Origin of the sequence: Paenibacillus sp. JGP012 (assembly GCF_014203995.1) — a bacterium.
Classification (GTDB): Bacteria; Bacillota; Bacilli; order Paenibacillales; family Paenibacillaceae; genus Paenibacillus; species Paenibacillus silvae.
The window spans coordinates 1-26219 of record NZ_JACHKG010000039.1 but is presented as its reverse complement, the minus strand read 5'-3'; the positions used below and the strand labels follow the sequence as shown (position 1 = coordinate 26219).

Below are 26219 nucleotides of genomic sequence, written 5' to 3'. Positions count from 1 at the left end.
GGCAAGGTTGAAGAGCAGATTCGCACTGGAACGGCAGCAAACCACTAAAACTGCAGGAGGGTTAAACATGGAAAATGTAATGCTGGGTTATCCCCTTTCACCACAACAGAAGCGGCTGCATGAATTGCAGCTTAGCGGTCTAAAATCGTCTGTCCCTAATGTAATCGCCATAAGTATTGAAGGTGAATGCACGAATCCTCAGATTGAAGCAGCTGTGAAGAGAATAGCCGAGAAATACAGTACATTCAGGACTTCCATTGAAGCCGATCCCAACTATGGAGTATACCTGCAAAAGGTGGGAGAAGAGCCGAAATATCGATTCCGCACTGCATTTTCAGATCAACGAATTCAGGAAGAACATATCCCGTCCCTAGTACAGCAGGAGCTGGGTAACTGGACAGGAGAATACACCCTGGATAGCGTGTTGGTTAATGGTCCAGACCGTTCGAGTATGTTGATTCTTGCTCTCCACCCTTACTTTTCGGACGTGGAATCCGCGATTATTATGAAGGATTTATCCGAATTCACCAGAGGCGAGATGGATTCATCACTGCTGGAAGAGGAGGTTCCCTATTACGCAGTATCCGAATGGCTGAATGATCTGTTAACCAGTGAGGAGCATTCGGAGGAGCGAAGCTTCTGGAATCACAAACGATATACCCATTATGACAAGCAGCTTGCGCTTGCTTCGAATCGGGACGCAAGCAAGCTGAGTATGGCTAGTATACCCGTCTCGGGGTCTTCGGAGCTATGGCAGCAGTTGGACAAAATAGCTGTACAAGCTGAAAGTACAATAGATCAGGTGCTGCTTGCCTGCTGGAACCTGACAATCCATTGGCTGGGCGAAGCAAAAGAAATTACGGTGGGCGTACATACCCGCGGCCGGCAAGATGAAGACCTGGAGAACGTTGTCGGACCATTGAATAGATATGTACCTGTATACTCCGGCATAAAAGAGGAGGATACGTTCCTTGGATTTTTGCAAAGAACAAGGAATGAGGTCAAGGATAGCGCCGAATATGCAGATTACTTCGATTTTAAACTTTCAGGAGCGGCAGATCAGGGGCAGCAGATATTTTCCTACGGATTTGAGAGTAGTGATGCATCATGCCTTATAGAGTCGGAAGGTAATACGTTTCGAATCGTATATCAATCTGAAGAGATTGAGCCGGTACATCTGGGCCTGAAAGTGAATCATTATGAGGACCGCAAAGATATCACATTAAACTACAATAGCGAGGTATATACGAGCACAGAAGCCAGCTATGTGGCGGATATCTTGGCACATCTTTGTAATCTTGTGTATTCGAATCCGGAGAAAAGCGTTGCTTCCATCTCCATGCCGGATCAACTGACGCAAACGTTACGTGAATTACTTCAAGGAGAGGCTCGGCATTACCAGGCTTCCACACTTGTAGAATTGATTGACGAGCAGGCGTTAAAGACACCGGATCAGATTGCGGTTGTTTTTGGTCATACGCTGCTGACTTATCGGGAGGTACAGGAAACGTCCAGACAGCTTGCCAATTACCTGCATCGAACCAGAAACGTCAAACATGGCGATGTCATCGGGGTATGCATAGAGAGATCGTCGGAACTGGTGATTGCGTTGTTAGCGGTTCTTCGGGCTGGTGCTGCATACGTACCTCTTGACCCGGATTATCCGAATGAGCGTTTAACCTATATTTGTGATAATGCGCGAATCCAGACGGTACTGTTGCAAAATAAAAACAATAACCGGCTTAGCTCGCTGTTTGCACAACCTGTATATCTGGAGGAAGAGGGAGAGCAGATCACTGCGGAGTCGAGTGATGCTCCAGCCGTTACAGTGAAGGGTAAAGACACGGCTTATATTCTGTATACATCCGGCTCCACGGGCAGGCCTAAAGGTGTGAAAATTTCCCATGAGGCAATTACCAATCATATGCACTGGATGAATCATGAGTTTCCGATGAGCGGGGCAGATGCTGTATTGCAGAAAACGTCCATGAACTTCGATGCTTCTGTCTGGGAGTTCTATGCACCGCTGACTACTGGCGCGAGACTTGTGATGGCTGAACCGGAGAAACATGCGGACCCGGACTACTTGCTTGATACGATCCATAAGGAGAACATTACAACGCTGCAGGTTGTGCCTACGATGCTTCAGGCTTTGGTGGAGCAGGAAAAGCTTGCTTCTTCTCCGTTGACCAGAGTATTTAGCGGTGGAGAAAGACTGGGTGTTCCTTTACAGCAGGCTTTCTTTGCGGCAAGTAATGCACAGTTAATTAATCTTTATGGTCCTACTGAAGCTGCTGTGGATACCACCTTTCATATCTGTGACAGGCATCAGGTGTATGAAACGATCGGTTCCCCAATTCATAATACTCGTTTGCTGGTTCTGGATTCGGAGCTCAGGCTGGTACCGCCAGGGGTCGCCGGAGAATTATACATTAGTGGAAATGGGCTGGCCGATGGTTATGTGGATGAGGCTCTGAATGCGGAAGCTTTTATGGCAAATTCGTATGAACCGGAGCAGCGTATGTACAGAACGGGAGACCGGGTGCGCTACTTTGCGGACGGGAATTTGGAATATATCGGGAGGGTTGACCGGCAGGTAAAGCTGAGAGGGTACCGGATTGAACTTGGCGAGATTGAAAAGACGCTGAACACTCATCCTCATGTGCGGCTTGCAGCTGTGAAGGTGCTGGAGAAAACAGAGCCTTTGCTGGCTGGTTATGTAGAAATGGATGCACAGGGAGATATCCAGGATGTCAGACAATGGATTGCTTCGGCGCTGCCTGAATATATGGTTCCTGGCTTCATTCAAAAGCTGGATCAGCTGCCGCTCCTGCATAACGGAAAGATCGACTATCATTCCTTGCCGGATGCTCTGATCGATGCATCAGATGACTATGTAGAACCATCGACTTCCGTGGAGCACATTGTTGCACAAATCTGGAGAACGGTGTTAAAGCGCGAGAAGATCAGTATTAACGAAAATTTCTTTGCGCTAGGCGGGCACTCTCTAATCGCCACCCAGGTTATTTCTGGCATCAGACAACAGATGGGCATCAATCTGCCGCTGCGCAAAATTTTTGATGCACCAACCATTCAGGAGTTGTCGGAAGTCGTTGAAAATGTACTGTTGGAAGCGAATGGATATCGTGTGGAGGACAATTAATTGAAAAAATCCGGTGCAATCCTGAATAAAAGGCAATTAGTTGATCAAATTTTGAGCCAAATGAATGTGTCCGAAGCTATAGAGCGTATATCTCGTGAAGACAATCGATTTCCGTTATCTTTTGCCCAAAAAAGATTGTGGCTTCAACAGCAGATTGACCCGGCCAGTACGGCTTATAATATGATGTTTGCGAATGACATTCGGGGGCCATTTGAACCTGAAGCATTCGAGCAAGCGATCCATTTGCTGGTGCAGCGACAAGAGGCGCTTCAGATTCGAATTGATGCTGAAGCAGGTATACCTTATCAATGTATTGAACATGACAAGCCGGATTATCAATTTGTGGATGTTTCCATGCATTCGAATGCTCAGGCGGAGCAGCATATTGCAGAACTGATCGAGAGGGCCAATGGCCCTTTTGATTTTACACATGATCCATTGTGCAAGTTCAGACTGTTCAGGCTGGATCAGCAGCGTCATATTTTTGTTCTAATGATGCACCATATTATTTCGGATGGTCAATCCATAGAGATCATTCAGCGTGACTTATTATCCTATTATGAATATTTCCGCGGGGCTGGTCCATTACAGGTGTTCGATGCTTTCGCGGCCCAATATATAGATTATTCCGTATGGCAGAATCAGATGCTGGACCGTTCATCGTTTATGAAACAGAAGCAGTACTGGATTGAACAGTTGAAAGGTCATTCCTACACTCTGAATCTTCCTTGCGATCGCGAACGTCCGGCAAAGCCAAGTGAAGAGGGCATATCCGTACATTTTACAGTGCCCGCAGCACTCACACGCAAGTTGAAGAGTATTTCACAGACACATCATTCTACTCTTTTTATGGTGATGTACACTTGCTTTGCTATTCTGCTGCGCAAGTATTCGGGCGAGACGGACCTGCTGATAGGCACACCTGTTTCGAATCGGCCGCAGCCGGATTTGGAGAAGGTTGTTGGTTTTTTTGTGAACACACTGGTGCTACGGAGTCGAATTCATGATGAGCAATCGTATCTGGATCAGCTGAAGCAATCCAGAAACACGATTCTGGATGCTTTTGATCATCAGGACGTACCGATTGATCTGTTATTTGATGATTTGATACAAACCAGAAATGTCGGCTACTCCCCACTCTTTCAAGTGATGTTTAGTCTGGGAAGGGCAGCTCGTGTCCAGCAGCAGGATCGCCAGACTGAATTCAAAGGGATGCAGTTCAAGCCAGTAAGTACATCCAAATTTGATATGTCCCTGGACATGACGGAGGGAGAGGAGGTCATCAGAGGTACATTCGAATGTCGAGCCGATCTATTTGATGCGGGTACTATCGAACGCTGGATCGGTAACTTTCTTGCCTTGCTTCAGGATATTGCCGAGCACCCTGAACAGCCTATCTCAACGTTAAGCGGGGTAAGTGCTGAGGAACGGCAGCAGCTTCTGTATGAATGGAATAATACCCATATGGACTATCCCGAGGATCGATGTGTACATCATCTGTTTGAAGCATCGGTTTCCCGTTATCCTGATCATGCCGCAGTAGTATATGGAACAGTGAGTTTAACCTATGAGGAATTGGATCGCAGAGCGAATCAACTGGCTCATGCTCTGATTGAACACGGAATCGGGCCGGACAAGGCCGTTGCTATTGGCATTGAACGTTCCTTACATTTGCCTGTGGCACTGCTTGCGGTGTTAAAAGCAGGAGGAGCGATCGTGCCCCTGGATCTGGATGCACCTATCGAACGGAACCGCCACATGATCCTGGATTCGGAAGCATCCATCTGTCTGATCAATACGCATACACTTCCTATTCCGAAGGATGCAGCAGTACTGATCGATGTTTCCCGGCCTGAACTCGTTCACAATAAACCAGTCGATGCTCCCCCGTCTCAAGTAGGGCCGGATCATCTGGTTGCTATCTATTACACCTCAGGAACTACGGGCAAACCAAAAGGGGTGTCCGTGCGGCATCAGGGCTGGGTAAGCCGAATCTGGTGGATGCAGCAGCAGTTCAAGCTGCGGCATGATGAAACCGTGCTTCAGAAAACAACGCTGACGTTTGACGATGTGGGACTCGAATATTTCTGGACCTGGATGGCTGGTGCCCGAGTTGCGCTTCTGGAGCCGGGATTTCATCGGGACCCTTACGCCATTATCGAAGCCCTGAAGAAATATAAGGTGGGTATCGTGTTTTTTGTTCCAAGCATGCTCAAAATGCTGACCCAGCGAGTGGGGCGTTCGGACCTGGAGCAGCTGCATGCATTGAGAGATGTATTCTCCAGCGGAGAGGCGTTAAAGCCTGAGATGGTGCAAGCGTTTCATCGTCATCTTCCAGGCATTCGTCTTCATAACAGCTATGGAGTAACGGAAGTGTCCATTGATTCCACGGTTAATATCAATGTGCAATCCGATCCGGGGCTGGCTTCACGAAATGTATCGATCGGCCGTCCAATCGGGAACAACTTTATCTATGTTCTGGACGAAATGCAGCAGCCTGTGCCCATTGGTGTTCAAGGGCATCTGTATATTGGGGGAGTGGGGCTGGCGAGGGGGTACTACAGAGACCCTGTCAAGACAGCGCAGGCCTTTTTCACCAACCCTTTTACAGAAGGACGAATGTATAAAACAGGAGATATGGCTTATTACGATGCTTCAGGGAAACTGTACATTGTTGGCCGGATGGACAATCAGTTGAAGATCAGGGGGATGCGTGTGGAACTCGGAGAGATATCGGATGTCATCTCCAGACACGCTGATATTCAGGAATGTGCGGTACTCGCAGAGAAATGGGGCGATGATGATGAGCTTTCATTAAGCGCCTATATTCAGATGACTTCGTCTTCAGCCATGACCAGCACAGATTTACGCAGTTACTGCCGAACGCTGCTGCCGAGCCATATGATTCCATCACGTTTTTTCACCATTGATCAGATTCCCCTGAACAGTAACGGTAAGGTAGACAAGTCTGCATTGAAGCAGCTGGACAGCAGCCTGCTCCAGGATGGGACTTTCGCTCCTCAGGATGAGCTGGAGGAGAAAATCATGCAGATTTTCATGGAAATACTGGATCTGGAATCCGTGCAGCTTCATGAGAGCTTTTTTGATCAAGGGGGACATTCGATTAAAGCGATTCGTTTAGTGGATATGCTGAACAGCACTTTCCAGACTCAATTATCAGTACTGACTTTGTTTGATCACTCTACCGTCATTGAAATTGCCCGTTTGATTCGCGAAGGTATGACAGATAAACATCAGTCCATTGTTGTATTAAAGGAAAGTGCACGGAAGCAGGATAACCCTCTGTTCCTTGTTCCAACAGGTGGTGGCAATCTCATCAACTATTATGAATTGGTAAGTCAGATTGAGAATTTAACGATATGCGGATTTATACCTAAAGGTTATGACAGCCATGAGGAGCCTTTATATACGGTGCAATCTATCGCGCGCTTTTATTACTCGGTTCTTACCAAGTGGAAGCCGCAGGGGCCGTATCGAGTGCTCGGCTGGTCCTTTGGTGGTAATGTAGCCTTTGAACTGGCACGGTTGATTGAAGAAGCGGGACAAGAACTGGAGTGGCTGATTATTCTGGATGCTCCAGCAAGAAGCCATCAACAGGTTGTACGTCCTATCAATCGAGTGCAGGCTTTGAACGAGCTTGCCTGGAATAACGGGTACGAATTGAAGCCGGATGACACCTATGAAGAGCAGCTTTCCGAGCTGTTGAGTTATTTTCCCGACAAGACTTCGGTGGGCAATTTGAAAGTGCGCATCGCGAACGAGGTCGCTTTTGATAACTATTATTCTGCTGAGCCGATTCAGTCGGATATCCATCTGTTGTACGCTGTCACTCAGGATGAAACAAGTCCGGTTCCATTAACGGATGCGGCATCATGGCATGCCAAAACAACAGGCAGCTGTGTCGCTATTCCCATCCCTGGTCATCATGAAAATCTGATTGATACCACACACGCGGTGAATGTCGCTCAATATGTCAATCAATTGGTGAAGGAGGCATCCAAGGATTTCTGAGCAGAGCATCCAACCTCCTTGCGTGGTGTATGGGTATAAATTCAGGGAACTGGCGAGGCTGATGGAGGTGGAGATTTGGACATTTTCAGAAACAAAAATTTTAGCCTGATGTTTTTTGGACGTATTCTGACTAACATAGGAGATAGCCTTTATGCTGTATCAGCGATGTGGCTGGTATATAACCTGGGCGGATCATCATTCTATACGGGGCTGGCAGGTTTTCTGTCGATTTTGCCTAAAATTATTCAGATTTTCTCCGGCCCGATCATTGATCGTTTACCGGTTCGAGGCATTCTCGTATATAGTCAGCTTATTCAGGCTTTTTTGTTATTAATTGTACCTGTTGCGGCATATTATGATTTTTTGAGTGTAGGTCTGGTTCTGGTGATCACCCCGATTCTTAATATTTGCAACACATGGGTGTATCCTGTTCAGATGTCAGCGCTGCCGAGGGTAGTCCACAAACATCAGCTAACCCAGGGCAACTCCTTGTTTTCCATAGCGTATCAAGGAATTGATGTGGCCTGTAATGCAATATCCGGGATGCTCATTGTCGCATTGGGTGCAGTTTCGATGTATTTCTGGAATGCTATTGGTTTTTTTATTGGCGCTATGCTGTTTTCCCAGCTGCGAATCGCTCCTTTCCCCCCATCGTCATCTGCAAAACAGGAAACAGCACAACAGCCGGATACTGCTTCTTCATCGGTGAATGAAGAGTCAACGGGTAACAGGAAACACGCCGGAATCCGGTTGTTTTTCAGGAATTACATGGACGACCTGGTTAGCGGGATACAGCTTCTTACCCGCACTTCCTTAGCCAAGCTGCTCTTCGGCATAATGGTTATTAATGCTGCTGGCGGAGCAACCTTCAGCGTTCTTCCGATATATAGTGATCAACTTGGCGGGGCAGGCATGTACGGGCTAATGTTAATGGCACAGGCGCTCGGAAGTGTGATTGGAGCCACATGTGCACCTTATCTCAGACTGGAACAGGTTCGTCTGGGTTTGTTATATTCCGTTGCGTATATCGCATCAGGAATTGCATGGATAGCCTGTGTATTTGCTCCTTGGGGATGGCTTAGCATTCTGGTCTATGGATTGGCCTGGCTTCCTGGTGGCGCGGTAAATGTCATCATTAACACGGTTGTTCAGAAAGGCATTCCTCAGAAATATCTTGGCTTGGTTTTCGCTGCCACGATGGCATTGAGCGGGATCGCGATGCCTGTAGGCAGTCTGATTGGTGGTACGCTGGGGGTGTGGATACCCACTGCTGGTGTGATTACTTTGAGTGGTTGTATTGTCGTTCTGGTTGGTGTGTTCTGGATGGTTGACCGCGTGTCACGCAGTCTTCCCAAAACAGAGCATCTCGATGAAGGATATTTCAGCTTCACTCCGCGCGCGGAATCTGCTCGTTCGGGTACTGGAACTGGAACCGGTATGTGAGCAATTGTAATTCTATTAAACGAAGCACCCCCGAAATGCATCGATATCCGGCGTAAGTATGGTTATCTTGTGCTGATTCGGTGAGGTGCTTTTTTAATGGCTACAGGGGCAGCGAGCTTTATGGCTTAGTTCAGATTCAGATCGAAATCCGGCTGACACATATAATCAATGGGGTACAAGTCGTCCCGGGCGGAGATCAGTGCGCGAAAGTGAAGGAACCGATGGTTAAGCTGCTCCACAACTCCCCCCACGCGAAAAGGAATGAGCTCAGCGACAACAAACACATCTTCTGCATCCGTGCATCGGAAAATCACATTGTTCGGGTTAAGCACCTCTTCCATATAACTGTAGGTCATGACATGAAAGGACTGTCCGCGCCAGTTCGTCTGAATGACCTGGTATGACTGCGTTCGGATCAAATCCAAATAACGCTCCAGCGTGAAGGTGTGCTCAAACTGCGTAATATAACCTTTTTGATCTACATCAATCGTAAACTCGACATCAAAGCTATGGTGAAACTCTTGCTGATATGTACCTTTCATGATCTTCATCGTATCAAAGTGTGATCCAAAACCAGGATCGATAGTATAGGGAATCGCGATAAGTTCGGGATCAATGTGTGCTGTGATCTGACTTTTCGTAGAAAGGGTAGGGCCAGGTTCAACAGGTCTCAAATCAATGGAACCGATCATACTTCCGGGAAAACCGGGGCTGCAGCTTATTCGCATAGTCATCTCCTTTGAGGTGTAGTCCTCTAGTTAGACGGAGATGAAAAGAGAAAGTTGCATATTGACCTGACTTGAACCGGGACAGCGCAGACGATATAGTGAGAAGGTATTTGATTTATAGACCATACTTAACCATGAGGGACGGCTTCATGAACAGGAGGGCTTGTGATGTTATCCACCAAAGTCATTGAACACTGCCGCGTAAACGGCTGGTGGCATGAAGATGTACCTGCCGAATACGAGGAAGCGCTGCGTAAGCTGAATATGGATCTGAACTCGGATTTCGCACAATTTTACTTGCATGCAGAGGATGGACCGACATTTTACAGTAGGCATCAGGAGCTGTATCAGATCTGTTGGGTAATCGAAAATACCGTATATCTGGACGATATGAATGTAGCTCAGCTTACACTCGGACTGCCAGAGGCATATATTCCGCTGGACAGCTTTGAGGGCGAGGGTGGATTTTTCTATAATCGTCAGACAGACGAAGTTGTGCTGGTTGAGCTGGGCGAGTCGATTGAACGCTTTTTGAGTGGTGAGAGCAAGCCGCAATGGGCTGATTTTAATGCATTTCTGGAGTGGTATTTCGAATTGGCCGAAGTGACGACACTGTAAAAAAGCAATATGTAAGTGGAAAAAGTGCTAGACATATCCCTGATAAGCAAAAGGGTACTCTACTGGCTGCAAATGTCGTAGAAGTACCCTTTTTCAGGTGTTAGCTTGCTCCTTTACTTCGAACTGGCGTAATGATCTTCTGTCTTCTCGTTCTTCCCGTAAGGGAAAAACTCATCCACGAGATCCTGCGGCGAGATGGACACAAAGACGTGATCCAGGTCGGTCTTTTTCGCAAAATCAATAATGTCCCCGGTATAATATCGTGGATCAACCAGATACACATCAGATACTACGGTCGAGAGGAAAGAGATCATCGGCACAGCCAGCGAGTCTTTAATAAACATCACCTTGAGTCCGTTCGGATTGTCTTTGTTGGTCACATGTACGATCCCTTGATTGCCATAAAGATACGTAAAATATTTATCAGCAGTGAGATCATAGGCAGCACCCTTCACATTCAGCGGATACGTTGTCAGCAGGGCATCCTCGAAGCGTCCGTTTAATGTTGCCTTGGTGTCGCCTGTCTGGAAATAGAACGAGTAGTTCGTTCCGAATTTTGGATAGATGAGATCAAAATCATCGTCGCCTGCATACCATTTCCCCGTTCTGCGCCCTTGTGAGCCAATAAAGAAATCCTTGTATGGAATGACGTTATAGTTGTTGATATCCGTAAAATAATGCTCCGGGTCCAGTGGTTTGTTATACATGCCATCCAGATGATGAACCAGCTGACCGAACGCCCAGAAGGCCGTTCTGATTTTCCAGTGATGATCGGTTGTGAAAAAAAGGTCCTTCGCAGGTATGCCGCTCTCCAGCAGCCCCTCGCGCAAGTCGAGTGTGTCGATTCCGGCCTGCTTCAGATGATTCAGAAAGCCATCGGCGGTTTCGTTATTATAATTGTAAGGAATGCCGTCCGGGAACGTTGTATGCCCACGTACATATTTGTCGGGTGTCATAACATAGGTCAGCTTTGTTGCGGCATCCAATTGTGCCCCAAGCTCGGCCACCCGGTCAGAAAGCTGCTTCGTATCGGTCGGACCGGTAGCGAAGTAGGTATAGTGCAGCTTGCCTTCGGTATCTTTGACCACCTCGAAGTTATTCTCCTCGTTTTTCCACATCAGAGCCTGCAAGTAACCGTAGGCCTCCACGAACCCGAACTTCTCAAAAACATGCTCATTGATGTCTGCATCCAGCTTGTTAATGATGCCTTTGGCATTGGAGAAACGATAGTCTGCCGATGCCAGCGTCTTTTTTAACGGCTCGAAAGATTGCAGCATATTGAGGATGGAGAACGCAGCCAGCACCACAATGAAGAGGAAGGCGGCGAGTCTCTTTTTGGCAAAAAAGTTATGCATATAACATCCTTCTCTCAGAAATTGAAATAAATAAACGGATTATACGTTCCTTTGACCAGATAGGATACACATACGAGGAACAAACCGATGATGCTCACCGGGTAGATCAGCTCCAGCGGTTTGCCGAAGCGAACGCCATCGACCATCCATTTGTTCATACGCAAGGCGATCGGTGTGGAGAAGAGAATGCCGAGTACGAAGAAAAGCGCATATTCCTTCATGAACATCCCGGTTGTATCACTCCAGAACCCGTTGCCGTACAATCCGAACATGTTGCCAAGATAGTTGCCTGCCTGCAGCAGATCGGGTGAACGGAAAATGACCCAGCCGATGACAACAACAAACATGGCATAGACATGTCTGAGCGGAGCAAAACGAATGCCTTTGTCCAGATTAAAGATTTTCTCCAAGGCAATGAAGGCAAAGTTAATTAAACCCCAGATGACAAATGTCCATTCCGCGCCATGCCAGACACCTGTAAGTCCCCAGACCACAAGCAGGTTGCGGATCATTTTGTCCTTGTTGCTGACTCGTGAGCCTCCGAGCGGGAAGTAGACATATTCCTTGAACCAGGTTCCAAGCGAGATATGCCAGCGGCGCCAGAATTCAGTGATAGATCGGGAAATGTACGGATACTTGAAGTTTTCTTCAAACTTGAAGCCAAACATTAACGCAAGTCCAATCGCCATATCGGAATAACCGGAGAAGTCGAAATATATTTGCAGCGTATAGGCGATAGCGCCCAACCATGCCAGACTTGATGCCATATCGGACGTTCCTCCCACGCTGAAGGCGTGATCGGCAACAATGGCCATGCTGTTGGATAACAGCACCTTTTTGCTTAAACCGACAATGAAGCGGCAGCAGCCTACCGCGAACTTGTCCCAGCTCTCCTTGCGATGCATCATCTGATCCGCAATCATGTTGTAACGCAGAATAGGCCCCGCAACCAGCTGAGGGAAAAAGGAAATATACAGAGCGACATAAAACGGGTTTTTCTGCACACTGCCATGTCCGCGGTACACGTCAATAACATAGGAGATCGCATGGAAGGTGAAAAAAGAAATACCGAGCGGCAGCGCAATATGTGAAATGCTCAGACCAAAGCCTGTGCTTTCATTCACAATGCGCAGGGCAAACGCCAAATATTTATAAACAAACAGCATGCCCAGATTGGCGGCAAGCATCACAGTAATAATGGTGTAGGCGGCATTGCGCCGATCCCGATACTTGTCTACAAGCAGGGCGAACACATAGTTCAGCGCAATCGAAACCAGCATGACCAGTACGAAGCGAGGTTCACCCCACGCATAGAAGAATAGACTGGCTGCAAGCAGCAGCATGTTTTTCAGCGTTACCGAAAATCGCAGTACATAATAGAGCCCTAATACAAGCGGCAAAAAATAAAATAAAAAAACGACACTGGAAAAGAGCACTGCCTTTCCTCCTTGGAGATGAAATAAACAACTTACATGCGGAACAATCGTTTGGACCGGCGATGATTCATGGAATGGGCTTTACCAGATTGGAAGGCACGCTGCTCTCTTCTCCACAGCCAGTAAGGGATGACAACCAGTAGACCGATGAGGAGCAGGCTGATGCGAATCATCCATTCCATCCAGGGCTTTAACCATATGGCAGAAGGCTCCAGCACTTTGGACACCTGATCAGGTGCAGGGATGAAACGTGGTGTTCCGTCAGCCTCCTTGACCTTCATCGCCGTAGAAGGATCAAGTGCAATCGAGAGGCTGCTGCGCCACTTCTCATCAATTACAGCCTGAATCACAACCGACTTGGCCCCGTCAGCCTCCGTCTCAAGTGTCAGCAGCCCGTCCGATGTAATGGATACACCCTGTACAGGATGTGCAAGCTGGAATTGGACGTCCGAACTCTCTGGCGAACCAATCACCGTATATTGGGCCACGGATTGACCGGCGACGGGTATGACTACGCGTTCATCTCCATGGATGTGCACAGCGGACAAGCTGTTCTCCATAAAGGCTTCTTGAGCAGACACCAGCTTGACGTTTCCTATGCGATAGCTCAGCTGTGCATTTTCCGATGTTGTCATGGTGATCCCCCAGCTCAGAATGTTTCCCGGAGTGACGTGTCCGGCTGTAGCAGGTTTATTGCGAATCATGAGGCTGGAAAAGGGAACACGAACCTCGCCTTCAAATCCCGGCGCAAGTTCAATCAATCCATTCACGGGTTGAACCAGCCCGGGTTGCTTGGTTGCTTTCGGAATCAGGATGACCTGACGTTCGTTCGAAACAGTGAGTGCGGCCCGGTCAGCTCGGGTGATAACAACGTTTAGTGGCAGTGCCTGATCCGAGTCATTGCGTACGGAGAACCTTAGCTCGCCGCTGCCCGACCAATCCCTGTTCTGCAGTTCGTATAGATAGGCAGAATAAAATCCTTTGTTCAGCCCCTGTGTGCTGGTGCTGATCTGCAAGCTGCCATTACGGTCCACATTGGACTGCACCTTGGCACCATTGCTCCACTTATGGATGGAACGTTCGCTCCAGTGCAGCTGTTCAGGCTGAGTTGAAGCACTGGCATAGGAACTGCTCATGCTCCACAACCCCGTCACAATCGCGAGAAGCAGCCACTGCTGCCATTTCGTACGCATGCTTTTTTGCCTCCATTATTTATAAATAAGCCATCTCGTTCAGTTCATCATCGGAGACGAAGTTTTTGTAAGAGGATGTGCCCTTTGGTTTGCGAGACTCGATATACGCTACATTCCACTGCTTCAAAAGGGCCTCCAGCTCTGGCATTTGACCACTGCGGGCGATGTCGCGAATGTTTCGAACCCGATACAAAATGCCGTGTTTGCTTCGCATCGATTTTACCCATTCACAGTCGAGAATCAGATTTTCCGCAAGAGGCAGACGAACTTCGTAGGCCATTTCCGGGTGAGACATCTGCACAAGTATAAAATCGTAGTTGAAATCCAGCAGGGTCACTGTGCCATACTCGGTTGTTTCAAGCTCGTGGTTCAGCGAAATACGGGCCAGCTTGCGGTTCGACATCATGCCGATCTGTCCGCGGCGTACAAAGTTCAGACGAATGTCTTCAAATGTACTGATATCCTTGTCCAGCTTCTGAGGAAGCGTTGGCTCGCGATCATACACAATGTGCAGCAGCTGGCGCTGCTCTGCTTCGTTAATCTCATGCACTTTAAATGCATACTTCCACTTGGTTCCAAATGTAGTGACGTGTGTGACCTTGGCTTTGAACTCGCTCGAATAAGGACCCGATACCAGCTGCACGCCAAATTCAGCATCACTCGGAATGTATCTTGGTGTATCCAGCAGAATGGAAATGCCGCCTTCCGAGATATCATAAGTAACAGTCGAGAGGGTTTCCCCCTCTGTGGTCAGCGTACACTCCACAGCAGCCAGCACACGCTCATAGTTGCGGAACACCTTGCGTCCGCTGAGGAAAAAGATGGACATCATAATGTTGTAGAAGTTGATCAGCAACCAGTATAAAACGACAAGAAAACCAATCGTGCCTTGACTAAAGGTCCAGTGGATACAGTTCACAATACCAATTACGGACAGCACCGCCAGAATGAGATGAGGAATAATCTGTTTGATCTGGTAGCTGCGATCATTATGTGCTCCATCTTTGCGAGTGACTGCAAACTTGTTCATGGTGATGCCGAGTGTTTCCAGAATAACGGCAGGCAGCAGCGACGGAAACAATATCGTTTCATATACATTGGTCCATTTGGTCGTTCGAATATTGCCTGACAGCATACGAAGACATGTATTGGTCAGCAGGTACATCGGCAGCCAGAACACCAGAATCTCCAGAATGGTGCATTTCACCACCAGCACACCAAACACAGCAAACAGAATAGGCGACATAATGTACAGCAGCCGTTTTAAGCCGGCATACCAGTAGGTAATGGATGAGATATAGTTCAGTCTTTGGGCAAAAGTAAGACCTCTCTTGAAGAGAATGTTCAATTTTCTGCCCGTCTGGATACATCCGCGTGCCCAGCGCTGACGCTGCTTGATCAGGCTTTTCAGATCACCGGGAGCAAGTCCTGAAGCCAGCACCTTATTGGTGGCATAACAGCGATACCCTTTGCTCTGCATTTCAATACCGGTTGCAAAGTCTTCTGTAATCGACCCGGTATAGAAACCACCAACGTCCTCAAGGGCTTGTCTGGACAGCACCGTATTGGTTCCGCCATAGATGACGGAGTTGGACTTGTTCCGCCCAACCTGCACATCACGATAGAAGTAGTCCTGTTCATTGGGAATGCGGGCTTCCGAATACAGGTTGTACTGAAATTGATCCGGATTATAAAAGCTTTGCGGAGTTTGAACGAAGCCAATTTTTTCTCCTGTCAAAAAATACGGCACACAGGACGTCAGAAAATCATGCTTCGGAATCATATCGGCATCGAACGTGGCGATTAGAGGTGAGGAAGTATGCTTCATGGCGTTGTTCAGGTTTCCGGCCTTGGCATGGATATGCTCTGTTCGGGTTAGATAGTGAATGCCCATATGAGCAGCCAGTTCCCGCATCTCGGGACGATTGGAGTCGTCACATAGATAAATATGTACTTTGGAGCGATCGGGATAATCCATGTTGAGACAACCGTTTATCGTTTTGAAGAGCAGGGATGCCGGTTCATTGTAGGTTGCAATAAAAACATCGACATCCGGATATAAAACCTCGTCCACAACGGGAAGCTCGGGATATTCAAGCCGGGTCATATTATAGAAATGCACGGCCAGTTCAAACATGCCGATGAGTTCAACAATGAGGAGGGCAAGACCAGCGGTCACAGCAAGAGGGCCATGGCCGAAAGGAATGGTGAAGAATGTACGCCAGATGACGTAAATACAGGACATAATGACTGTTGCAGTGACCAGTATTTTGTTGCGCGTGCTTAAACGATTCAAGGTGCATACCTCTCTCTATGCGTGGTAAAATAGCTAGCGTTTATCAAGTCTGACAATATGTCTATCATACAATGCAGTTCTGAACAGATTCTGAACATAAGCTGATATGGTCATTGGGATAAATGTCGAATTATGATGAATATTGTATTTATTTCAGCGATAATTAGCAACATTTTTATTATAAATCCACGATATGGAATATATTTTGGGTTTTTCTGTACAGATGCAAAAAAGACGAGCCCGTAAGCTCGCCTTCTTCGTAATATCTTATGCAGACACACCTGTGTATCTGCTGCTCCTCCAGATTCGTGTTAATCTGAAATGTTGCGGGTGTAATATTCAATGATATCTTTACGACGAATGATGCCGAGAAAGACACGATCTATATCGACCACGGGTACAAAGTTCTGATCTGCTGCAAGGGTCAGCATATCTTCCATCTCTGCTTCGATGTACACGCATTCATTATAAACGCGATTGCTGATCTCATGCACCTGCACTTGATCCATATTGTCAAATGTCAAACCGGGGGTGCCCCGCATTTTCCATAACAGATCGCCTTCGGATAGAGTAGCAACATATTTTCCATCCGGGTCAATTACGGGAATGGCGGTGTAGTGGTGCGATTCCAGCTGCTCGATAGCATCTTTCATGGAAGCGGTAGACTCGATATAGGCCACTTCGGCTTTGGGGAGTAAAAAATAGCTGATTTCCATCATCGGGCTCCTTTTCAGCTTTTTGCTTCACAGCAAAAAAGCTTTAGTATGTAATTCACTATTCTTATTTAAACATATTATGTGAGCCGAAGGCTATTTTTAATGACAAATTCATCAGATTTGTTACATTGTTTAATCCGTGCTGGAAATCTATAGTATAGAGTAGAGGTGAACTGACATGAAATCAAAACGTAAATTATTATATGGACTTCTGCCCATCCTGTTTGCAGGCGGCATCGGAATGTATTTATACATGCAGAACAACAAACCCGAGGAAGCGAAACCTCAGACCACCGTAAATCAGTACATAGAGCATCTGCAGAAGAAAGAGTTCGACCAGTTGTATTCGTTAATGTCACCTGCTTCGTTGACCGAAGCAGGCATGACAAAGGAGCAGTTTGTCGAGAAATACAATGCCATATATACGGGCATGCAGGTTTCCGACATCAAGGCTGAGCTGCAGCCGCTGCAGGAAGCAGAGACTGAAGCTGGAGCGGATGCCGGAGCGAATACAGATCAGAAAGCGGGTTCAGAAGCGAAGACGGGTCAGGAGAATGACGGTAATCCGGACCTCTACGAGGCAAATTACAATCTTCACCTGACTACTTTTCTGGGAGATATCAGTGAGACCCATACGTTAAAATTAGTTAGACAGGAGCTGGAGGACGGGAGCAAAATCTGGCAAATTAACTGGCAGCCATCCCTGATTCTCAGTGACATGGTGAAAGGAAGCAAGGTTCGGGTGAAGACTTTGTTTCCGGCTCGAGGAAATATTGTAGATCGTGATGGATTACCGCTCGCAACCCAAGGGACCATGAATGAATGGGGAATTGTGCCTGAGAAGCTGGGAGATCAACCCGATCAGATGATTGCTCGCATCGCAGATCATTACAATGTATCCGTAGAAGGCATTCAGAAGGCGCTGAATCAGACGTGGGTGAAGCCCGGATTTTTTGTCCCGATCGGTTCTACGGAGGAGTTCGATGTTCCGGATTCACTGAGTGGTGTTGCATTGCAAAGCAAGGAGGTCCGATATTATCCCCTTGGAGAAGCAGCCGCGCATCTGATTGGCTATGTTCGTAAAGCGACCAAGGAGGACCTGGACAAAGACACCGAGGGATATTACCGCGCGGAGGATTGGATCGGCAAAGCAGGACTGGAGCAATCCATGGAGAAACAGCTGCGCGGAGAGCGCGGTGCTTTGATTGAGATCACCGATCAAGCGGGGAATACCCTTTCCGAATTAATTCGCAAGGATGCGGTGGATGGCAAAGATGTGCAGCTCACGATCAGCTCGGCGCAGCAGAAAAGGCTGTATCAAACGCTGTCTGGCGGCGGTGATGCCGGAGCAATGGTGATGATGAATCCAAAGGATGGCAACCTGCTGGCGCTGGTAAGTGCACCGTCATACGATCCAAACAAAATGGTCACGGGCCTGACGCAAGCGGAATGGGACGCCTATTCGGCGAATGAGAAGCTTCCTTTTATCAATCGAGTTACGACACGGTATGCCCCGGGTTCGACCTTCAAAGCAATTACCGCGGCAGCCGGATTAATGGAGAACGTAACAACCGCGGATAAAACTCATGACATTTCCGGTTTGCAGTGGAGGAAAGATGACAGCTGGGGTGGATATTACGTCAAGCGGGTGAAAAGCCTGAGTCCGGTTAATATGGTGGATGCGCTGGTGTATTCCGACAATATTTATTTTGCGATGGAAGCGACAGAAATGGGCAGTGCCAAGTTCATCGAGGGCATTCAGAAGTTCGGGTTTGGCGATAATTTCGGAATGGATGAGCTGTACCTGAAGCCGAGTCAGTATGCCAATGAAGCACATAAGGACTTATCCTCCGAGGTGCTGCTTGCCGACACGTCATATGGACAAGGGGAGATGTTAATGTCGCCGATTCATCTTGCCGCTGCTTTTACACCGTTTGTGAATGAAGGCAAGCTTGTAAAGCCTGTGCTCATTGTTGGCAAAGAAACCTCTGACCCTGCGGCAATTATCACACCCGATGTGGCCAACACCGTCAAAAATGCTTTGAAAGAGGTTGTTTCTCGTCAAGGAGGAACAGGACATGCCCTCAGTTCAATTGCTGGTGGTCTTGCAGGCAAGACCGGTACGGCAGAGCTGAAAGCGAAGAAGGGCGAGCAAGGTCAGGAGAATGGCTTTTTCGTTACGTTTGATACGGAATCGCCATCGTTCCTTCTGGCAGCGGTGATCGAAGAAGTTAACGGGCGCGGGGGCAGCCATTATGTAGTGGATCGGTTAAAGCCGTTCCTGGAGAAATTGCAGCTTGATCAGTAATTTGACTCAGTAAAATTTTTTCATAAACAGCGAGCGGCAAGTATAATGAACAAAACGCGCGTTGGCTGAATCCACCCGGATTTGCCAACGCGCGTTTTTGAATATATTTCAGATTATTTTCTTGCTGTAATCATAAAGCGTGCCGAGTTGGTGCGAATCCCCTTCTCGTGCCGGTGGTCCTGCACAAACTGTTTGAAAGTCTCCAGATCGGAAGCATGTTCTCCAAAATGAGGCACAATCGGCGTGTGCATGAGCAAAAACAGGAGATCCTCTGGTGTTGCATAATACTCCATTACATTATATTCACGGACCTCGATCTGCCGGAAACCGGCGCGTGCAAGCTCCTGTCTGTAGCGTTCCAGCAGCGCGTCAGGTTCAATGCCGGAATGCTGCCTGCGTTCGAAAGCCTGCGCGATATTTAATTTGTCATGCTCGCTGACTTGTTGGGTCAGAAATATGCCGTCCTCTGCGAGTACCCGGTATACCTCCGATGCAGAGAATGCGGAATGTCTGCAGGATGCGGTGTTGAAAAACTCATTCGGGAACTCGAGATGGTCTGCATCCATCTGAACGAAGCGGACATTGGAACTGTTTGCGGAGCAGCTTGCCGCTTTCTTCAGATTTCGCCGGGCAGTATCGATCATGCCTTGAGCCAGATCAATGCCCACAAGCAGATGAGCATGTTCTGCAATGGACAACACGGCTTCTCCTCCGCCGGTGCCAATATCGAGCAGCAAGTCTGAGGTTTGCGTGCAGCGAATAACCTCTTCGTAGAAATCCCAATCAGGGGTATCAGATACAACCTTCATTGTGCTGAAATCCCAGCCGTTTTGCCGACCGACACGTTCATAGAATGCTTCGTAATCCCATTTTTTTGTCATACTTTAACCTTCCTCCAATATGTGATGTTATGGTTATGGATGTGTCTCCTTGTGTAATCATTCGTGTGTAAAGCATCGAACAGGCTCAAATGGACAGACCTGCCCCTTGGCAGCTGGTACGCGTTTTGATCCAGCCCGATTTCTAACTACTTCGAACGATCGGGAACAACATCCCTTTCACCTCACATGTTGGAATACGTTCATTATACGTAATTGATAGCGCATACGCGAGGTGATATTTTGGAGTGGATTCTATTCTACCAATCCGAGGGATCGATGGTGGCTCTTCGTGCTAAGCTCAGAAAGCAAATAAGATACTGTGCATAACAATGTAGAAAGCCTTCCTGACTACAGGAGGGCTTTTTTAGATGAACGAATCACAATTGTGATGTCTCCTTGCCTGCAATGTTTATCTTTATGGAAAGGTGAATCATTACAAAGCCTGACATCACCTAGCCAATAGCGAATAATGCATTTTATCGCAGTAAGATATGGTGCATTTTACCTTTTTGCTATATGATATATGTCGATTCACCCTGAGATTCAGATACACATATTCTGTTAACGGGTAGAAGAACAGCTTAATAACAGATAAGCAATGGAAACATACATATTTTTAGATGGAGGGATCAGGGTGTACTGTCACGTATGCGGGACAAAAAACAGCTCGGGTCAAGCACAGTGTCAGAAGTGTGGAACTGTGCTCAAACAAGTCAGCTCTACGGAGGATCAGATCTGGAAGGAACAGGAAGGACTTTCACCCCGCAATGCAGCTTCTGCCGGAGAGGTGAGCAAACGTAAAAATAGCCCTTTTCTATGGATTATTCCGCTGCTGCTTGCAGCATTTATGGGTGCGCTGCTGACGTATTATTATAATCAGGAGAGTGCTGTTAATGCTCAAGTAAAGACATTGCATCATGAGGCAGAGCAAGCCGCGCTGAATGGGAAATATGCGGAGGCCATCAAGCTGCTGGATCAAGCACTTGGCTACAGACCGAATGTAGAAGCGTTGGTTCAGGACCGGCAGATTACGGCAAAAGCCTACAATCTATTCAATCAGATGGATGAAGCTGCGGGTTTACTCAAAACAGGCAAGCTGTCAGAAGCGGACAAAATCATTCAAACGGCAGCGAAAACGTTAAACGAGCGGCAGGAGCCCGTATTTGCTAAAGCAAGGGCAGCCTTGAACAATCGAAAAGTAACGCTGGCTGTTCTAAAGGTCAAAAAAGAAATTGATCAGTTAACCACCGTAGAAGCACTGGCGGGGAAACTCAAAACGATATCCGGCTTGAGCGGCAAGGAAGCGGAAGCGGTACGAAAGCAGATCATCGACAAGCTGGCAGGCATCAGTTATAAACAAGCGGAGCAGCAGGTGAAGAAACGTAATTTTACAGCAGCGCTGCAGACCGTGGACAACGGTTTATCCTATGCACCAGATGACCAAAAGCTGACCAAATATCGGGACGAAGTGCTGCGGGAGAAAAAGGCGTTTGAGAAAGCGGAGGAAGAACGTATTCGACTTGCCGAGCAGCAGGCAGCTGAGGAGGAGCTTCGAAATCGCACAGGGGCTGTATATGTTACAGATCTGTCTGCTGAACTGGATGAGTACGGAGATTTGTATATCAGCGGATCAATCGTTAATCAGGGCACACGTCCAATTTCGTCGGTGGCTCTTATCGTCAATATCAATGCTTCGAATGGTGATTATATCGGTGAAACGGATGCTTATGTATACCCGACGATATTAGATGTAGGCGAAGAGGGTTATTTTGAAACCTACTATTACGGGGTATATGAAGCAACAAATGTGACGGTTACGAATGCATCATGGTATGTGGAGTAGGAGGGGATCAAATGAGCAAACGGATATGGGGCACGATCGTTTCCAGTGCAATAATCATTGGAGCCGGTGCTGGAGGCGTATTCTGGATTCACGAGCAGGCAGCCGACGAGCTGGCGATTGCACCCAAACTGGCAGTTGCCTCTTCTAAAGGAACGGAAAAGCCTGAGGCCAATACGACTTCTAACGCTTCAAATAAAAAAACACGCAAGCAGATTATTGAGGATAGTCAGAAAAAAGTGGTCACGATCGAGAGCGGCGAAGGTCTGGGCTCCGGCTTTTTATACAATAACAAGGGTGATGTAATCACCAATGCACATGTGGTAGAGGGCTCGAAAGAAGTGACCGTTCGCACTCTGGATCATCAGGAATATCAGGGGATAGTCATCGGCATCGGGGAAGAAACAGATATAGCTGTCGTCAGAGTCCCGGATCTTGTGAAAATAGAACCACTGCCCATCTCTTCTGCCAAAGCAGAGGTGGGCGATGAGATTCTTGCATTGGGCAGCCCGCTGGGCTTTGAAAACACCGTCACCACTGGCATTATTAGCGGACTTGACCGCAGCTTTGAGATTGAACCGTATATCTATAACAACTTGTATCAGATCTCTGCTCCGATAACTAACGGCAACAGCGGAGGCCCGCTGATTAATGCCGAGACAGGAGAAGTGCTGGGCATCAACTCAACGGTGGTGAAACAGGAAGGTGGAATTGGATTCAGCATTCCGATCACCAGTGTGCTGAAACAGGTGCAGCAGTGGTCCGAGCTTTCCTCTGATGCCAAGTCTGTTCAGACGGTTCTGGACAACTCTTCACAAACGTCCTCAGCGGACTTATCGGAAGCGGAGGGCGTGGTTGCTGACTTTTACAGTTATCTGAGCATGAGTGATTATGTATCTGCTTATGCGCTGCTCGGAAGTGACTGGCAGAGCAGTACAAGTTACGCCAAATTCCGTGAAGGTTATACGTATACAAGTGATGTGACCCTGGAGAAGATATCTTCCAAGCGTACCGCTGAGGATGAGTTGGAAGTAAGCGGTGTAATTGCTGCAGAAGAACGCAAGGATGGGGAATACATCACATCACGATATAATGTCACTTATCAGGTTGGATACGAGAACGGCCAGATGAAGATTCTGCACGGTCAAGGCAAAAAGATTAAGTAACATGATAAGGTGAAAAGCTAAAATAGCATGATATGGATCAGCAGTTTACATGGCTGGAGTCATTAAATAGAACCTATACAGGCAAAGTTATAACCAAAGTGAAGAGCACGCAGTTATCTGCGGGTTCTTTCTTTATGTATTGCGAATTAAATGCAGTTTTGATAAAATACAGAACGAACGTTCAGTATGTATATGTGAATGGAGTGAAGTGAGTGAGTATGAATAAAAAGCAGCTCCAGTCCGAGCAGACAAAGAAGAAACTCGCTGATGCTTCCAAAGCCCTTTTTGTACAAAAAGGATATAAAGCAACTTCGATTGAGGATATTGTCGCCGCTACAGGCAGCAGTAAAGGGAATATCTATTATCATTTTAAAAGCAAAGAAGGGCTCTTCCTCTATCTCATTGATGAATGGGATCGGGAATGGGAAGCGAGCTGGAGCGCGAAAGAACATCTATATCGCACTTCCACTGAGAAAATCTACGGGCTGGCAGAACAGCTAATTATGGATGATTTGAATCATCCTTTAACAAAGGCAGCTGATGAATTTTTTACAGGAGAGAAAAAAGAGAATGATATTCAGGAACGGATTGCTGTTATGTTCGAGCGTCACATTGAATTCAACAAACAGCTGATTCAGGAAGGAATAGATAAAGGTGAGTTCAACCAGAACAATGTGGAGCATCTTGCGCTTATTCTGGAAAGCATCATTATTGGACTCAGTCAAATGTCAAGGAAGCTGGAGCCCGAAGAGGCACTGGCATTATATCGTCAGGCTGCTGGTGTATTCCTTTACGGAATTGCGAAGGATAAACAGCATAATTAGACAACAACACTGGAGGATGGAATCATGGCTTTGCTGACACGAAGCAGGGGCGCGCTGCTGCTGTTAATGTTCAATATTTTTCTGGTATTTATGGGCATAGGTCTGGTTGTTCCAATTATGCCTGCTTATATGAATTTGCTTCATATTACAGGCTTTACGATGGGACTTCTGTTTGCGGCGTTCTCGTTTACTCAATTCCTGTTCTCTCCGGCTGCCGGACGATGGTCAGATCAGTGGGGACGTAAAAAGATTATTGTCATCGGCATGCTGATCTTTGCCGTATCTGAATTTATGTTTGGCGCAGTAAATGCACCTTATCTGCTCTTCGCAGCCCGGATGCTGGGCGGGGTTGGTGCAGCGATGATTTTCCCGGCTGTTATGGCGTACACTGCGGATATTACGACGGAGGAAGAGCGCGGTAAAGGCATGGGGCTAATTAATGCGGCCATTACGACAGGCTTTATTATCGGTCCGGGCATTGGCGGTTACATTGCGGAGTTTGGCATTCGGGTTCCTTTTTATGCTGCGGGGGTTGCCGGTTTGCTGGCTGCTATTATCACATTGATTATTTTGCCGGAATCCGAACGGAGTGCGAGTGAGCAGTCGTCAGTTGAAACCGATAGAGTGAAGGAAAAAGCACCAGGTATGGTCGCTCAATTGTTAAACTCTTATCGTGAGCCTTACTTTTTCAGCTTGATCATTGTATTTGTTATGGCGTTTGGCTTGGCTAACTATGAAACGGTATTCTCACTGTTTGTGGATCATAAATTCGGTTTCACGACGAAAGATATTGCATTTATTATTACTTTTGGTTCAATTGCCGGAGCCGTTGTACAGGTATCTCTGATCGGCTGGCTGCTGAATACATTCGGTGAGAAAAAGGTCATTTCCGTATGCTTGCTGTTTGTTTCTGTATTTGTACTGCTGACTCTGTTTGTGCATACGTACTGGCTCATCGTTGTTGTAACGTTTACCGTGTTTTTGGGAATGGATATTTTGCGTCCTGCCATTAGTACACAGATGTCCAAACTAGCTGAGGAGCAGCAAGGCTTCGTTGCCGGCTTGAATTCGGCTTATACCAGTCTGGGCAATATTGCCGGACCGATCGTAGCGGGCGCATTATTTGATGTTAACATTAACTATCCATATGTTTCAGCTGCCGCGGTGCTCGGAATTTGTTTCCTGTTATCTTTACGTGTGCTAAGAACTGTCGAGACAGTACAAGAACCAAAGGCACAAGTTTAGTGGCTGGATAATATCAATCTGTAGGGGAAAACGTGGATACTTCAATTCTGGTATAATAAGAGTTGCTGGAAGTGAGTCACATGAGTCGGTTTACAGTGGACAGGACCAAGGAAGATCATTTTTAGACATAGACAGAACTATTGGAGTGATAAAATGAGTAAAGCAAAAGGCAAGGGCGGCACTGGTCGTGGTACAGGCAAAAAGGGCTGGAACCGCTGGCAAGCCAGTGCCAATCGAGCCAAGAGTGCCCCAAAGCCTTATAAAAGCAAGGGCACTAAAAATAAGGAAAGTTCTGAATCGGCTGCAGATAAGTCCAAGTGAACGGGCAGTGGAGAAGGCAGAGCTGGGTTTCGTTAGGGAAGCAGCAGTTTTTGGGGATGGTAAGCACATCTGTGAAAACTGCTGTTTTTTTGTGTATGTAAAAGGCAATAGACTTTAGGCAGGTTTCTTCTATTATAAAGAGGTAAATATTAATGAAATATTTAATTTTAAACTCGGTTAGCTAATGATAGGTATGTGGAATTGGGGCGTGTCTCGAATGTCTAAAATACAAAACCTATACTATGTATAATTTATTTTAATATTTAGTGCTTTACAAGCGAGGGTGATTCGTGATATATTCTAATTCCGGCCAAGAAAACACGGTTTACACGGTGCAGCAAGCAGCTTACAAAAATGCTTCGAAAGAAGCTTGGAAAAAAGAGCTTGCAAAGTTGGTTCGGAAATGATATGATATAAAAGTTGCTGAAACGAACTAGTTTCGGTAACGAAGAAAAGTTTGATCTTTGAAAACTGAACAACGAGTGAGTAATCATTTTGCTTGCAGAATGAACGTGAAGGTTTTTGGTGCATGCCATCTGGCTGTATGAAAACTGGAACAAACAATGAGATTTTTAATCTCGTCAGATTCAAAATGAGCTAATCGCTCTTTTCAATACTTTATTGGAGAGTTTGATCCTGGCTCAGGACGAACGC

General features: G+C 47.0%; 17 protein-coding genes. 10 read left to right on the top strand and 7 right to left on the bottom strand.

Annotated elements, in window-relative coordinates:
- Positions 1 to 67: 67 nt before the first annotated feature.
- From HNR77_RS26985 to HNR77_RS26975, 3 genes are all read left to right on the top strand, one after another.
- Complete coding sequence (locus HNR77_RS26985) at positions 68 to 3163, top strand: amino acid adenylation domain-containing protein (protein WP_184190820.1); 3096 nt, start codon at positions 68 to 70, stop codon at positions 3161 to 3163.
- Complete coding sequence (locus HNR77_RS26980; RefSeq protein ID WP_184190818.1) at positions 3164 to 7195, top strand: non-ribosomal peptide synthetase; 4032 nt, start codon at positions 3164 to 3166, stop codon at positions 7193 to 7195.
- Positions 7196 to 7270: 75 nt separating this feature from the next.
- Positions 7271 to 8638: an MFS transporter gene (locus tag HNR77_RS26975; RefSeq protein WP_184190816.1), complete on the top strand. Its 1368-nt coding sequence runs from the start codon at positions 7271 to 7273 to the stop codon at positions 8636 to 8638.
- Positions 8639 to 8763: 125 nt separating this feature from the next.
- On the opposite strand, the gene HNR77_RS26970 is transcribed toward HNR77_RS26975, so the two are convergent.
- Positions 8764 to 9366: a hypothetical protein gene (locus HNR77_RS26970; RefSeq protein ID WP_184190813.1), complete on the bottom strand. Its 603-nt coding sequence runs from the start codon at positions 9364 to 9366 to the stop codon at positions 8764 to 8766.
- A gap of 168 nt (positions 9367 to 9534) precedes the next feature.
- Here HNR77_RS26970 and HNR77_RS26965 point away from each other — a divergent pair, with 168 nt between their 5' ends.
- Positions 9535 to 9984 carry an SMI1/KNR4 family protein gene (locus HNR77_RS26965; RefSeq protein ID WP_184190811.1) on the top strand — a complete coding sequence of 150 codons (450 nt, stop codon included), beginning with the start codon at positions 9535 to 9537 and terminating at the stop codon, positions 9982 to 9984.
- Positions 9985 to 10097: 113 nt separating this feature from the next.
- On the opposite strand, the gene HNR77_RS26960 is transcribed toward HNR77_RS26965, so the two are convergent.
- The 5 genes from HNR77_RS26960 to HNR77_RS26940 form a co-directional block, all read right to left on the bottom strand.
- Positions 10098 to 11339 (bottom strand): alginate O-acetyltransferase AlgX-related protein, encoded by a 1242-nt coding sequence (locus HNR77_RS26960; RefSeq protein ID WP_184190809.1) that lies wholly within the window; start codon positions 11337 to 11339, stop codon positions 10098 to 10100.
- 14 nt (positions 11340 to 11353) lie between these two features.
- Positions 11354 to 12775, bottom strand: coding sequence for an MBOAT family O-acyltransferase (locus HNR77_RS26955; RefSeq protein ID WP_184190808.1), 1422 nt, complete (start codon positions 12773 to 12775; stop codon positions 11354 to 11356).
- Positions 12776 to 12807: 32 nt separating this feature from the next.
- Positions 12808 to 13968, bottom strand: coding sequence for a hypothetical protein (locus HNR77_RS26950; RefSeq protein WP_184190806.1), 1161 nt, complete (start codon positions 13966 to 13968; stop codon positions 12808 to 12810).
- Between the two features lie 19 nt (positions 13969 to 13987).
- Positions 13988 to 16264 carry a glycosyltransferase gene (locus HNR77_RS26945; RefSeq protein WP_221444021.1) on the bottom strand — a complete coding sequence of 759 codons (2277 nt, stop codon included), beginning with the start codon at positions 16262 to 16264 and terminating at the stop codon, positions 13988 to 13990.
- A 311-nt stretch (positions 16265 to 16575) separates the two neighbouring features.
- Positions 16576 to 16980, bottom strand: coding sequence for a CBS domain-containing protein (locus HNR77_RS26940; protein ID WP_110897934.1), 405 nt, complete (start codon positions 16978 to 16980; stop codon positions 16576 to 16578).
- Between the two features lie 178 nt (positions 16981 to 17158).
- Here HNR77_RS26940 and HNR77_RS26935 point away from each other — a divergent pair, with 178 nt between their 5' ends.
- Positions 17159 to 19288 (top strand): penicillin-binding transpeptidase domain-containing protein, encoded by a 2130-nt coding sequence (locus tag HNR77_RS26935; RefSeq protein ID WP_184190804.1) that lies wholly within the window; start codon positions 17159 to 17161, stop codon positions 19286 to 19288.
- 113 nt (positions 19289 to 19401) lie between these two features.
- Here the strand turns inward: HNR77_RS26935 and HNR77_RS26930 are convergent, their stop codons facing one another.
- The gene (locus HNR77_RS26930; RefSeq protein ID WP_184190802.1) at positions 19402 to 20169 is read right to left on the bottom strand and encodes a class I SAM-dependent methyltransferase; all 768 of its coding nucleotides are present in this window, start codon (positions 20167 to 20169) and stop codon (positions 19402 to 19404) included.
- Between the two features lie 634 nt (positions 20170 to 20803).
- Between HNR77_RS26930 and HNR77_RS26925 the strand changes: the two genes are divergently transcribed.
- The 5 genes from HNR77_RS26925 (at position 20804) to HNR77_RS26905 (ending at position 25565) form a co-directional block, all read left to right on the top strand.
- Complete coding sequence (locus HNR77_RS26925) at positions 20804 to 22012, top strand: hypothetical protein (RefSeq protein ID WP_184190800.1); 1209 nt, start codon at positions 20804 to 20806, stop codon at positions 22010 to 22012.
- 11 nt (positions 22013 to 22023) lie between these two features.
- Entirely contained in the window at positions 22024 to 23175 is a 1152-nt protein-coding gene (locus HNR77_RS26920) for a S1C family serine protease (RefSeq protein ID WP_184190798.1), read from the top strand.
- Between the two features lie 218 nt (positions 23176 to 23393).
- The gene (locus tag HNR77_RS26915; RefSeq protein ID WP_184190848.1) at positions 23394 to 23999 is read left to right on the top strand and encodes a TetR/AcrR family transcriptional regulator; all 606 of its coding nucleotides are present in this window, start codon (positions 23394 to 23396) and stop codon (positions 23997 to 23999) included.
- A gap of 24 nt (positions 24000 to 24023) precedes the next feature.
- On the top strand, positions 24024 to 25244 hold the full coding sequence (locus HNR77_RS26910; RefSeq protein WP_184190796.1) for an MFS transporter: 1221 nt from the start codon (positions 24024 to 24026) through the stop codon (positions 25242 to 25244).
- A 153-nt stretch (positions 25245 to 25397) separates the two neighbouring features.
- Entirely contained in the window at positions 25398 to 25565 is a 168-nt protein-coding gene (locus HNR77_RS26905; protein WP_111269773.1) for a DUF3934 family protein, read from the top strand.
- The last annotated feature ends 654 nt before the right edge of the window (positions 25566 to 26219 follow it).